Origin of the sequence: Candidatus Erwinia haradaeae, assembly GCF_900698925.1 — a bacterium.
GTDB classification, from domain to species: Bacteria; Pseudomonadota; Gammaproteobacteria; order Enterobacterales; family Enterobacteriaceae; genus Erwinia_E; species Erwinia_E haradaeae_I.
Genome location: NZ_LR217713.1, coordinates 591,919 through 607,050 on the forward strand (window position 1 = coordinate 591,919; position 15,132 = coordinate 607,050).

Sequence of the window (15,132 nt, forward strand, 5' to 3'; positions counted from 1 at the left end):
GCCTAAAAACATGAATAGTGTACCTAAAAAAACATCATCCATAAGAACCTGGTTACATTATTTAAAACATCTTCATAGCCAGCCTATTTCTCTGGGATTAGAGCGTGTTAAGAACGTGGGTGCCGCACTGGACCTATTAACTTCTTCTTCTCTTGTATTTACTGTTTCTGGAACTAACGGAAAAGGAACGACTTGTCGGGCTCTAGAAATTATGTTGTTGGCTGAAGGCTATACAGTTGGGGTGTACAATTCTCCTCATCTTATGCACTATACCGAGCGTGTACGTATTCAAGGAGACGAGCTAACAGATATTGCACATATAGAAGCGTTTTCAGAAGTTGAAACAGGGCGCTCTAGTACCCCGCTTACTTATTTTGAGTTTAGTACATTGTCAGCATTATGGTTATTTAAGAAAGAGTCTCTAGACGTCTTGATCCTTGAAGTTGGCTTGGGCGGACGTCTAGATGCCACTAATATTATTAATGCAGATGTAGCAGTAGTAACTAATATCGCTCTTGATCATACGATATGGCTTGGAACAGACTGTGAAAAAATTGGCCGCGAGAAAGCTGGAATCTTTCGCAGGGGAAAACCAGCAATCATTGGAGACCCACATTCACCACAGTCGATTAAAGATGTGGCGATAGAAACAGGCGCATTGCTACAGCAATGCAACTCTAGCTGGTCGTATAAAGTAGCAACTGATAGCTGGTCTTTCTATGATTCTCATGGAAGACTAGAGAATTTGTCTTTACCGAAAATACCAATAAATAATGCCGCTACCGCTCTTGCTGCGTTAAGAAGTTCTCCCTTATATGTTGATGAAACCAATATTCGCCTTTCTCTTCATCAAGCATCTTTACCTGGTCGGTTCCAAATAATATCCGAGGAACCTCGAGTAATTCTTGATGTAGCACATAATCCTCACGCAGCGCAATATCTTTCCACAAGACTGATAAAAATTAAAAATCAATCGCAAATACATGCTGTAGTCGGTATGCGTAATGACAAAGATATTTCTGGCACATTCTCTTGTCTTATCCACAATATAGATTATTGGTATTGCGCCTCATTAGAGGGGTCGTATGGTAGTACTGCTAAACAACTTGTATCATATCTTGATCAAGCAAAAGACTTTCCATCAGTAGAGTTAGCATGGATAGATGCGCTGAAAAATACAGAAAAAAAAGATATAATTTTAGTTTTTGGATCTTTTCATACCGTGAGTCAAGTGATTAAAAAAATTAACCAATGTAAAATAAAATAATAGATAAATCATAACAATAGAATAACTCTATACAAAAGAATAAAAAAATCTGCTATCATTCAATAATGCATATTACATGATATTAATCATTTTACATACAGCGTGCAATGCCTACAAACATGATTAATAAAATCTCATGGATATCTTTTAGATCAAGAAATTTAATTCTCAACGAAAGAAAAAATTCTATTTTAAGAACATTAACTATATAATTCTATCGCTTTCAATTTAAAATGAAAAGAAAATGTATGGATTCTAGAATCTTTGATTAAGTAATTGAATGATTTTTGATAAAAATTTTTACTAAGAAAATGATTTTTTTTATATAAAATTATCTGTTATTTTACATACAAAGTCATGGAATAACAATTCACTTTCTATTAACCAAATAAAAAATATTATTCATTGAGGCGTTCAGATAAACCCAGAAAAAATCACAAGAAAGAATATTAGTATTGACAGACTAAAGAACAATGTACAGAAATCTTTTTGCAGACATTGCATTAAAATCTATATTGTTATATCCAAAGCTACTATAAAAGTAATATTATATGATTGATCGTAATATGTATAGTCAATCTTTTAGGCTGAACTTAAGAAATCATATGTCTAAGAAAAATAATAAATGATATCAATTGATATGTAATAATATATTGTACATACATAAAGATTACTAATATATATTCTATATTTTTATACTTCAATATCTCAATACAATATTCTTTTTTTTCAAACATCACCTACATTGTTTTTCAGATCTATGAGTATTCATGTTCTTTAGTATTAAAAAAAGGATTAATGCAATGCGTATTATTTTGCTTGGAGCTCCAGGTACTGGAAAGGGAACTCATGCCCAGTTCATTATAAAAAAATATAAAATCCCTCAGATCTCAACAGGAGAAATGTTTCGTAAAGCGATCAAATTAGATTCAAAGATCGGTAGACAAGTAAAAAAAGTGTTAAGCATTGGTCAACTAGTTCCTGATGAGCTAGTAATTCAATTAGTGAACCATCGTCTTTCGGAAAATGATTGTTCACGAGGATTTCTATTAGACGGCTTCCCAAGAACTATAGCGCAAGCTCTTTCTATAAGAGAAATGGGTATTAAAATTGATAAAATATTAGAATTTGTTGTTCCAGATCAATTAATTATTAATAGAATCACTGGACGTCGAATACATGAAGCTTCTGGTAGAATATATCATTCCATTTTTAACCCTCCTAAAATAACTGGACAAGACGATATTACTGGAGAGCCACTAATTATACGAGAAGATGATAAAATAGAAACTATACATCATCGTTTAATAGAGTATCGTCATCTTACTGCTCCTCTTATTCATTATTATCAACAAGAAGCATGTTTAGGTAACACAACGTATCATAAAATAAATGGTGCTCGCACAATTTCTGAAATTAATAACGAATTAATAAAACTTTGCGAATAATTTAATATCGTTTTTTAAAATTTGCTCATAAAAAATTATCTACAGATTATCATGTAGTTCTTATTACTGTATCATTTATGTTTTCTCTTACATGTGCATCTATTTTAAGATGCATAATTATTGTATAACTAAGGTAAAATATAATAAAGACAAACTATTTTTTTCAATATAAACTGAATTTTTCAGACTATTTAAACTCAATTCAATCTAAACACCAAACCTGCTAATATTAAACTATTTTAGTAATATTAAAGAAGAAAAAAAGAATTATAGCATGATTTACGTACTTTAATACGTCTTTTAATATGTCAACATGACATATATGTGAATATATTCAAAGAAATAATTTTTTTAATTACATTAATATACCTCTTCTGGGTCAATGACATACAACTCTATATTGACTAGAATATTTACTAGAACATCGAATGATTAATTTTATAATCAAGACCATGCAATTTGTTTATAAACTAATCTGATCTAAATACAATCGTAATCTTCTTCTATTCTTAAATTGAGGTTTAATTCTAATTTATTTAATTGCTATATGTATTGAAGATTCATGTGAAATTATTCTATAATATCTTTTTTATTAACTACTAAACTAAGGTTTACTAACCCAAACCGATAAATTAATTTATAGTATACAACAGGCTTGTAATTAATAGTAGCAATATTCATATCAACAATAATCTATGTTTACTAAATCTTATTTATCTTTCAACTATAACCAATTGGAAAAATTTTATCACTTAATATTAATGATACTTTCAGACACCACAATTACTCAATTAAAAAAAATTAATAAAGCGATTTCAATTAAAGAAGTGATGGAAGTATACCTTCCTCTATCTGATTTAATTAATTTGTATATTACTTCCAATGAGTATTCTCAAGGCATAATCCAAACACCCTTTAATATCCCTCAACAAAAAATTCCTTATATTATTAGTATTACAGGTAGTGTTTCTTCTGGGAAAAGCACTATAGCTCGTATATTACAGATATTATTGAATAATTATTTAAAATATAGATACGTTGAGCTAATTAGTACTGATGGGTTTTTGTATCCAAACTCGGTCCTAAGAGATCGAGGATTAATAAAGAAAAAGGGGTTTCCTTTATCTTATGATATTTACCATTTAATTAAATTCGTTTCAGATATAAAATTCGGCTTTTCTCCAGTAAAAGTTCCATTATATTCCCATCTTATCTCTGATATAACTCCTATTAAGAAAAAAATAGTCCAAAAACCTGATATTTTGATACTCGAAGGACTAAATGTATTGCAAAGAGGAATCAGTGATCCATCTTTTGATAACATGACCTCTACATCAAATTTTATAGATTTCTCTATTTATATTGATGCATCACATGATTTGCTTCAATCTTGGTATCTTACCCGTTTTCTTGGATTTAGAAAAAGCGCTCTGAAAAATCAACAATCGTATTTTTACTATTATTCTCAATTATCTAAAAAAGAAGCTTTGCATATAGCTAACACAATATGGAATCAAATCAATTACCGTAATTTAATAGAAAACATTCTTCCAACACGCGAGAATTCTACTTTAATTATCACCAAAAGCCTAAATCATCTTATTAAATCATATCAAATAAACAAATAATTATTACAACCTAAAATAGTAATTATTAAAAAAATTTATTCTTTCCAAGATTATTTTGTCTTGTCAGACAAAATAATCTATGATATAAATCATCAATTATAATTAGTGATGATAATTAATATAATTTTATATTATAACTTATATAAGAACCCTTCGTAGATTAAAGATATTTTTTAAAATAAAAAATATATAGATCGAGATAGATACACAATCAGTGTATCTATTATTAGTATATCTATATAAAATTAGGAAAAGAAATCTTTTGATTAGTAAAATATTTAACAAATCTCTACCATGACAATCAGTGATCAAAAAAAATATCTACATATTCTATCACTAGATTAAATCTTATTATGACCAAGCTGGTTCTACCACAGAAGATAGTCTATCATGAACTTCTATTTCTTATTTCTTTATAGATATTCTTTATAGATACACGCTGACCTATACCTTATGTTACTTTAGAGAGCATATGTATTCTATGCAATTTATATGAATAAGTGTTTTCTCTTTCTTTTATAAAAATGAAAATAATCACTATTACTTTATTTTTCAATATTAAGTTACAATGATATATTGACCATATGTCAAATAATTAAACAATAATTTTTTACGCTCATCAGACCTAATCTCTATCTTGTATCTACCCATTAAGATATAAGACACAATCAGCATCTACTCTAATAAATACTTAGCGAATTTAGTTGATGCATAAAATACTTTAATATAATCGATAAAAATGTTATTTTTCTTGATCAATCAATTTTTATTACTACATTATTGGTATCGTTTGTAACGTCATAGTAATTATTACGGTTCATTAAAAAAACTAAATTCATTTAGTGTTGCTATATTATTCAGTCTCACTTGTTATTTTTAACAAATATTGTTGTACAACATACAATAATATGTTGTTTTATTTCATAAATGAGACCACTAAATAACTATTTGCTAAACTTTAATGATAAACATCTTTTAATATACAAATATTTTTATTCATACCACATATCCATCTTATCAATTTATTACTATTATATCTACTAAGGTTTAGATATGAAATCAAAAAGCTTATTTGTAAGCTACATATAGACATATTGATGACAGTTATCTATAAAATAACCATTTAAAACAATTTCAATCTATCGTCATAATTTATTTATGACATCTGAAATTTATAGTTTTAATATGTAAAACAGTATAAATGATCAGTTACTGTTATACAAGATGTAATGGATTTATTTTATATAGATTGTTCTACTTTGATTTAAATAAGCCATATCAATTAGATCTTAACTCTATATCTATTCATTTATTTTCTATGAACTCAGTATTATAATCCCAATCTAGAATATTAACAATGATAATGATCATATTAAGATATAATGATGATTATATAATTGACTTCAAATGTTAAAACCATGAACAGTATGATACACAATTAGCAATGTCTACATTTACTGAATGATACAAAAACTTGATCACAGTTCATTTTATATATCTTTTATTGATAGAATAAATTCTACATTATAACTCGTATATTTTCATGTCTTATGACTTAACATTACACAGATCAATTATTAATAAAACTTTATTTTAAACACGTGAAAGAAGAATCATAAAGTAAACAATAAGTTGAATAGTAAATTATTTCTAATATTATAGAAAAATACAACAATCAGTATTGTTCTATTAAAAATACGTTATCCATGCACATCTGATGTCATATTCTTTCTTTGCGCTCATTATATTGCTTAAAATAAATATATCTAACTTTCTCTTTAGTAATCATTAGATTACTAGTTAATTTCATGTCGGAAAATAAATACTAAAGGCTTGTTATCATTTATCAAATATGTACTATTACTCTCGAGTAATGTTCATAGCTATATAATACATATTCGTTAAATACTTATTTCATCTCTTGTTATTCTGATAGTTTAACTGAGTATATTTTACAATACCAAGGCTAGGTTCAAGACCTCTTACAGATTGTTTTTAATAACATAACTCATTACGCAATGCATTATAAAAAAATCGGCGTTATTAGTCTGATTCATTCAAAACCATATTAAATACAAAAGATATAGAATAAATAGAACAATAAAAACCCATGATTCTAGTAATCATAATTAAAAACTGTAGTTTACAGACAAACAACGCTGATTCGAGCTTTTCTCTGATGTAAATACCAGATAGAATCTATAAGATATATTAAACCAATAACGTAATATACTACGAATAAGTATAACTAAAACATCTTTCATCATCTTTACTTTAATTTTGTAAAAAACTTACTTATATTATTATTATATACCTAACTAATGGATATGATGAACAATCATGATCATATAAACACATATCTTCGGAATATACTTGAATGAATAAGGATAGAATTAATTCTTCTAGTATATACAATTAAATTTTAAGAGCAATAACGTGAATAACCGTGTGCTAAAATATGAATCCATACTCAGAAACCGAATAGATTTTTTGCTACTTTCTGGTCAATACATTATAGATTATGCCAACCGTCTTCGCAAAAATATAAAAAAATTAGATAAATGGGCAAAGATCGAAAAAATTGAATGTTATAGAATCTATGATTGCGATTTGCCAGATTATAAAGTAACAATTGATCGTTATAGTGATTGGATTTTAATTCAAGAATATGCTGCGCCACATACAATTAACCCCTCTAAGACACAACAACGTCTATCTAATATAATTACCACGACGATAGAAGTATTGAATATACCTCTGAATAAAATTATACTAAAGATTCGTACTAAACAAAAGGGAAGAAACAAACAGTACGAAAAGCTTAATAACAATGGAAATTTTTTAGAAATTATGGAGTTTAATGCAAAATTATTGGTTAATTTAACTGATTATCTAGATACTGGTGTTTTCCTTGACAATCGAAATACGCGTAAAATAGTAGGAAGAATGAGTAATGGAAAAAAATTTCTTAATTTATTTTCTTATACCGGTAGCGCTAGCGTGCATGCTGGTTTAGGTGGAGCATTGAGTACAACTACTATTGACATATCAAATACTTATATAAATTGGGCCAAAAAAAATATGTTCTTAAATGGGTTATCGGGTGATAATCACCGATTTATTCAAGCTGACTGTCTAGACTGGTTACATGAAAGTATAGAAAAATTTGATCTAATTTTTATCGATCCCCCTACATTTACTAACTCCAGGCGAATGAAAAAAAATTTTGATATTCAACGTGATCATCTAGAAATAATCACCAATTTAAAACGCTTGCTTCATAATAATGGCTCTATCATATTTTCTAATAATAAACGTAATTTTAAAATAAATTTAACTGAATTAAAGCTGTTAAAGTTAAAAGTAACTGAACTAAGTTCTAAAACAAAACCAAAAGATTTTTCCCATTCCCGCCCCCTACATAGCTGTTGGTTAATTACTCATCTTCATAAAAATTAAAAACATTCAGAAAATAATTATATTACAGTCATATTTAAAATTAAAAAATCTTATTTCTAAAACATATAAAATATTCAAAATTTCACCTTCTATGATAAAAGAAATAATTGTTATATTTCCTAGTATGCAAAAGAGTTCCTAATGTTATATGCAGTGATCTATAGAAGAGGATGGGTAAACACGTGAAATAATTATTATCTATAATAACTCGCTCTTATTCTGATATCAGATATGCTTTATAGCTCTTGAAGAGATAATTAGAGTAATTAATATTAATACTAAATCGATAAAGATATATTTAAATATTTTATCTTATTAAACATGCTGACACTTAAAATATAAGAAAATGCTACAATTGTTAAAAAAATAGAGACTTCAAATTAATCTATATCTAATTATCAAAATTAAATAATAGATCATATTCACGAATTATAAAATCTAAAACTTACATCTTTGTTTAATTTAATAGAATAAAATGAAATTTTTCTAGAAAAGAATAAATAATACTTAGTAATAGAGATAACAAATACACTCTATTCTTTTAGATTTTAATCAAACACTTAATTCTTAAAAACTTTACGATTAAAAACATACTATTACAATACATGATAAAAAATTACATATTCTATGATAGGATTAAGTTTTTTCTAAGTCCTGAATTGATTCTAAATTTACCTCATAATATAAACTATTCGCTTTTATTAACATAACAAGAATAACTTTAAATACAATTATGTATAGTAATAACCTTAAATCACTGTGATCATTTATCGAATTATTCTAAATGACCAATATCACTTCACGTGTCGAATCGTTGAACTATAAAATTTAGTAACAATTTACTAAATTATTTCAAAATACAATAACAATGATCTTGAATCAAAGTTGATATCATCGCAAAATTTCTAACATAATCAGCATTATTTCCTAGAAATAAATACATCATTGTTATAACATCCATCATTTCGTACACAAAATATTTATTTTAAAATAAAATATATCTTTTATCTATTAAAGATAGATGAAAGTATTAAATATTTTATATATCTATATTACACCTTGTTACTTTAATATTCTAAATATTAAATAAAAATATTTAAGAATATTAATATAACTGATTCTATTTTACTAATGTTAATCTTAATGCAGCTTCTACATTTTATGGAAAAATAGACTAATTCTAAAGAATATCACTATAGTGCACTACTGATAAATCAATTTAAGTTAGTACAATTCTAATCACACCTGATGCATATCAGATCTTATCACTTATTTTATAGTAATCTATGAAAATTAACTCTATTGATCTTGACAGAGACAAATAAAAACAAATAGAGCTCATATTTCAATATGATTAGAATTAAGCACCTTTTTGATTAATTTTTGTAAACACACTAATAAATTATAAATGAATTCTTATTTTTTATAATACCCACAACTCATTAAAAAAATAAATTGTTCTCCAAAATAAGGGATATCACATACATTCAGTCCTCTCATATTACCTGAGTGCCACTCTATTAACCATTATCATATCACTGAAAATTCCAATATATAAAAAATAGAAAATATTCTTCATAATAATGTTGGATCCAATTTCATCTAAGCTTAAAATCAACAATAGATATGTTTTTAAAAAATCAATACATAACATATGGATAAGTATTAAATTTAAATTTAAAAAAATTATTGACCTAATCAAACATATTCATACCCATATTGCTCATTTCTCTAAACGTATTAACTTTTTTCCTGAAAAAGAAAAACTCTCTGAATACAATCAATAACCCCTTCTATTACACCTAAACATCAGAATTTATTTAATATAAATACAGATTTTATCTAATCAATGTAAATATTTTTCACACAATATGAACTCACAGTCTCAAAAGACTTTTTTGTATTTTTTAGTTAATGATAAAGACCTTCTGTGGTTTTACTTGTAAAATTTTAAGATAAAATATTAGATTCTTCTTTTTATCCCACATACATAGTTTATTTAATAGATTTGTTAATTTCAAATCAAACAATCATTTGTATCAATGACTTATATAATTGTGATGATACATGTCTTTTATGCATACTACATAAAAATACCATATGACATGTTGTATCTGTTCGATAGCAATTTATATAATATAAAATATGATAATAAATAATAAATAGAATATTGATATTACTTTTAACCAACATGAACTATTCCTAATATCATTATATTATTGGTTCATAATCAATTATTGCTTTAACCAGCCAGTGATTTTTCTTCTGGTATTATTCTTAAATTACCTCAAATATTTTAAACTCTCTTTAAACTTATTCCTGATACTAATCAATACTCATAATAAATTTTTACTTAAAACAATATATTGAAAATATTAGAAATAATACAATCTCTTCTAACACAATAAAAACCAAGATAAAGGGTACAAATATATATAAAATAGTCATTTACTAAAATTAAATAACAAGGTGCATATTATTATTAAAATAACGTCTCTTCTACACAGAAGATTCTTAAATAAGATATTAATCTTATATTTGAAAATATGACTAATATGTAACTTTTATGCTTACAGTATAAAAGTTACATATACTTCCTCAAGTTAATTGTATAATAGTAAGCTTATCAGATCAAAACATATTATTCCTCTATATACGATGAATAAATAGAAATTAATCTAACCGTAAAACAAGATAGCGTCATAACCCAAACACTCCAGTTTCCCCAGCGGGCATAAGGGGTTAATCCAGTTGTTGGTATTACTTTCTCAACTAAAACTCCACTAATGTCTTGTGGCATAACACGTATAATCTTACCATTAGCATCAATAATAGCAGTAACCCCATTGTTACTACTATATAATGAGGGACGACCTAATTCCAAAGAACGCATTTGAGCCATTTGAATATGTTGCCAAGGAGCAATCGTTTTCCCAAACCACGCATCATTAGATAGTACTATAAAAAAATCAATCTCTGCGCGAAAATTATCATGTATTTTTTTTCTTAAAATTGCTTCATAGCATATAGCAGCCGATAAGTTATAATTGCCAACTTTGAGAACAGGTTGAATGTATGAACCATGACTTAATACAGACATTGGAAAATTCAAAAAAAAATTCAACGAACGAAAAAAATGTTCTAATGGAACGTACTCCCCAAAGGGGACTAAATGGTTTTTCTGATACCGACTACTACTAAAATAATTATAAGGTTGATTAGCACCAAAGACAATTATGGAATTATAAATCTTCTTGGTATTCTTTTTAAGTCGATTATCTAGAATACCTGTAACTAAAATAGTATTTGACATACGTAATTTTTTATCGAAAGTCTCCAAAAATGACTTCTGGTTAGTCTCAAAATCTGGAATAGCAGATTCAGGCCAAATAATAATTGGTATTTTTCCTATATATGGATCAGTTAATTTAGAATAAATGCTCAAAATATGACTTAAATGATCCGAATCCCACTGTATTGACGGTGCAATATTTCCTTGTACTAACGCGACTTCAACTGACCGATGTGGTAAAAGCTCAAACCAGGAAAACATGCGAACAGGCCAATGCATTAGCAATAACAATATACTTGCTGTTATAGCAAAAATATTCCTCTGTAAGACAAAGTATACTATTAAACCAGTAATACTTACTAAACCAAAAGTAACTCCTTCAACTCCTATCAACGGAGCCAAAAATTTTAGTGGCCCATGAATCTGACTATAACCAAATTGTAACCATGGAAACCCAGTGAACATTGATCCTCTTAAAAATTCAGTAACCTGCCACAATGCTGGAGCTACAACGACAAAACGTAAAAAAGAGATCTCTCTGCAACAAAAATTAAGAAGTACAGTAAATAAAAAAGGATAAAACGATAAATAAGACACAAAAAAGAAAATCAAGAAAATATTAATCACACAAGGTATGCTGCTAAAAGAAGAAATACTAACATAAATCCAGCTAATACCAGTTCCAAATAAACCTAGACCCCATACAAAACCAATACAATTCATCTGGTGAATGGTACGATTAAGTGTTAAAATCTGCAGACCGAATACTGAAAACATGGCAGCAGGCCAGATGTTATAAGGAGAAAAACTAAGCGTACCAATCGCGCCAGACGTTAACGATAATAACAAACGGATCCACTGCTGATTGTAACCAGTATTTATCACATAACTAATAGAATTCTTCAAAATGAAATATAAGTGCATTATAATTTTAATATAAAAATCCTTATAACATATCGACTAGATAATATAGCTATTTAAGATAATTTTTATACTCTATATTGATACTTTGAATTTTTTTTAAAAATATACACCCTGATTATAATCAAATCACTTATTCCTCGCTTCACATCTCTTTAATATATAAACGTATAATTCATATTATGTTGAGCTTTACAAGCTCAGGTGAGAAAATAAGACTAATAATATCTAAACTAGAATAAGAAATATGTTAATTTTTATCCAGAAATATATTTTTTATCTACTTTTGATTAACTTAACTATATTTCAAATAATAAATGTGTTAATCACGAGATTAAATACATCGATTATACTTGTGATATAGAAATATTTCATATGAAATATTTCTATATCACAAGTAATAACTTATACCCTAGCTCTATCTACTATATGCTCCTATTAATATTAATTAATAATAGAAAATAAGCAATTAACTGTTACCATTCTCTTTAATGAATATTCTGCAATATGATTATACATTTATAATGTGTTATGTTTTACAAAATAAGGCACAGAAGGTTACAGTCTCTGTCATAAAAACATCAATTGACCTATTTAGGTTTTTGTGTAAAATTAAAATAAATTAAATTATATTTATCTGAGTGACAAGGGCTAGTCATAAGACTATTAATTAAATGTATTCTTTAAAAGAACAAGTAAATTACTATCTCTGACAATATAGTCAAATCTCTATAGTTAAAAAAACCTAATAAAATATGCGTTAAAAAATATATAATTTTATATTATCGCCACTTTTTTATAATAAAATACAAGTAATAAATAAAATAAAATAAATAAATATACTATAAGTTTTACTGTTTAAGGTAAATTACCCATAAATAATTGCTTGCATTGAATATAACATATTGTAAATCATAAGTCATAAGTTGGAAACGTATTACCAATAAATTTAAATCTACAATTCAGTATGTTAGAGAAAATGGTTACTACTTTCTTGATAAAAAAAGTAAAAATATTTTCTGGTATAGACAAATCAACTACTGTAAAAAATGAAAAATTCTATATTGACTTAGCCCTCTTTTATCTAGGTAAGATTATAAGAACAAAAAAAACAATCTATCTAATCTAAAATTCTAACCAGTTATTATTTTAAATAAATAATAGTATAAAATATATGCAACATATATGATTCATTGCAATGAAATATAATTCCAATTATTACAAATAGTATCTCAGTTTACATATAAAAAAGATAAAAATTGAAATATATTTCATTAGGTTTACACAATCTTGTATATACAAGAATTGATTCTATTTTATACATCTTCTTGACCATATATCTTTTACTATATATCTCATCTTTCTTTAAAAAAGAGTTTATGTCATCTCTTATGATCATAAGAGATTTCTTATGATGCGCGTCATAAGAACTAATGTATTAGATTATCTTTCTACAATATAAGGATCAGGATAACCTAGTTTTATCAACGACTGAACCTCTATATTTTGCATAATTTCTGCTTCATTTTCAAAAATATGATTATAGCCTAATAAATGAAGAAACCCATGAATTGTGATATGCGCCCAATGAGAAAAAAGTGATTTATCCTGTATAAAAGATTCTAATTCCACCACTTGTCGACATATAATTATGTCACCAAGTAAAGGAAATGTTATGCCAGGCATGCTTTCAAATGGAAAGGAAAGAACATTAGTTGCTCTATCTTTACCGCAAAATTTATAGTGTAACGATCTCATCTCTTTTGTATCTACTACACGTATATTCATTTCTTTTTCTGGTGGGGAATACACAACTACCCCTTTCAACCAACGATAAAAATCAGATTTTATTGGTAAATTCTTCTTATGTTTGCAGGCAAGTTGCAAATTTAGAATCATAGTGAAATATTCTTCTTAGTTTTTATACAATATGAATTTTATAGTTGTTGAAACCATGAAAACCAGGAGAATATATCCAGATAATTTCGAAAAAACTCTAATAATCTGTATATCCCTAAACTTATTGCTCTATTTATCTTTACTTATGTAAAAATATTAAAAAATTCTAATAAATCAACACTTTGACCTCTTCTTCAAAATTATCAATCATAAAATAAAAACCCTAAATGGTACAACTCTATTCAAATTTACACCATAGAATAGAATTCAAAACAGCTAAAAAAATTAAACAATTCATAATCTTAATCTTTAATTCAGACTCGAATGTTAGTGATATATAAAATGTATCATAATGGTTGCAGAATTAACGAAGAGTCTTTGTTAAAAATGTAATATATTATGATCTTTATTAATCCTTATCACATAGATTAACTATCTTTTAGTACAAATAACTTATCCAACTATTCTTGTATTCCAACTAAATTATCCATATAATCGCAACATAAAAAATAACTCATTTAGTCCATAATCTTATTTCACTTATTTAAGTGTGTATCGTTATCTCTTTTGTGTAAAGAATTAAGTATATCCCTGTCTAAATAGTTTTTTATTAATTAAATAAATCTAAAATAAAAAATAAAACTATTATTAATTAATATTTTAAAATAGACATGCAACTTATCAACATTACTAATTACTAGCTACTGTCAAATAATCGTTTTTCCTCTAATAAATGTTACGTTCAATCACCCAGATTAAATCTGATCATCTAATGAATATTAACTTCAAAATGTGATGTTTTCCAGATATAATAATCATTATTAATTGACGAGTATTGCTGCACATCTTACTCAAATTATATTAATTTCTATTTCTAATCAACTATCATTCCCTCTGTCCCTCTGGCCCTCCGGTCCTTTATCATATTTCTAACAGATATCTAGTTACTATTTTAATGCAATGCAAATTTTTTATATAAAATTAAAATTAAGTTAAATAATTAAACAATCTCCTTTTACTAAACATTATATCTATATCTATAATATCTATCTATATATCTCCTACATTTTTAATCACATCACAGTGAAAAATAACAATCACTTATTCTAAACATAAAGAAAATTCAAAAATCTCCTGCAAATATCGAGCCATTCTTTAATATGATTAATTCATTATAGACAATATCTCAAAAATTAATTGTAACCTTTAATCATTCAA

At 26.5% G+C, this 15,132-nt stretch carries 5 protein-coding genes and 1 pseudogene; 4 read left to right on the forward strand and 2 right to left on the reverse strand.

The window, feature by feature from the left end; translation table 11 throughout:
• Positions 1 to 10 precede the first annotated feature (10 nt).
• The 4 genes and pseudogenes from folC to rlmKL all read left to right on the forward strand — a co-directional run.
• Entirely contained in the window at positions 11 to 1,267 is a 1,257-nt protein-coding gene (folC, locus tag HACICURV3402_RS01790) for a bifunctional tetrahydrofolate synthase/dihydrofolate synthase (protein WP_157992639.1), read from the forward strand.
• Positions 1,268 to 2,070: 803 nt separating this feature from the next.
• Positions 2,071 to 2,715: an adenylate kinase gene (gene adk, locus HACICURV3402_RS01795; protein WP_157992640.1), complete on the forward strand. Its 645-nt coding sequence runs from the start codon at positions 2,071 to 2,073 to the stop codon at positions 2,713 to 2,715.
• 695 nt (positions 2,716 to 3,410) lie between these two features.
• On the forward strand, positions 3,411 to 4,343 hold the full coding sequence (coaA, locus tag HACICURV3402_RS01800) for a type I pantothenate kinase (protein WP_157992641.1): 933 nt from the start codon (positions 3,411 to 3,413) through the stop codon (positions 4,341 to 4,343).
• 2,517 nt (positions 4,344 to 6,860) lie between these two features.
• Positions 6,861 to 7,802: pseudogene (gene rlmKL, locus HACICURV3402_RS01805) on the forward strand (bifunctional 23S rRNA (guanine(2069)-N(7))-methyltransferase RlmK/23S rRNA (guanine(2445)-N(2))-methyltransferase RlmL); the annotation flags it as partial.
• A 2,641-nt stretch (positions 7,803 to 10,443) separates the two neighbouring features.
• On the opposite strand, the gene lnt reads toward rlmKL, so the two are convergent.
• Both lnt and ybeY read right to left on the reverse strand, forming a co-directional pair.
• Positions 10,444 to 11,979, reverse strand: coding sequence for an apolipoprotein N-acyltransferase (gene lnt / locus HACICURV3402_RS01810; RefSeq protein ID WP_232037514.1), 1,536 nt, complete (start codon positions 11,977 to 11,979; stop codon positions 10,444 to 10,446).
• A 1,479-nt stretch (positions 11,980 to 13,458) separates the two neighbouring features.
• Positions 13,459 to 13,914 (reverse strand): rRNA maturation RNase YbeY, encoded by a 456-nt coding sequence (ybeY, locus tag HACICURV3402_RS01815; protein ID WP_157992643.1) that lies wholly within the window; start codon positions 13,912 to 13,914, stop codon positions 13,459 to 13,461.
• Positions 13,915 to 15,132 lie beyond the last annotated feature (1,218 nt).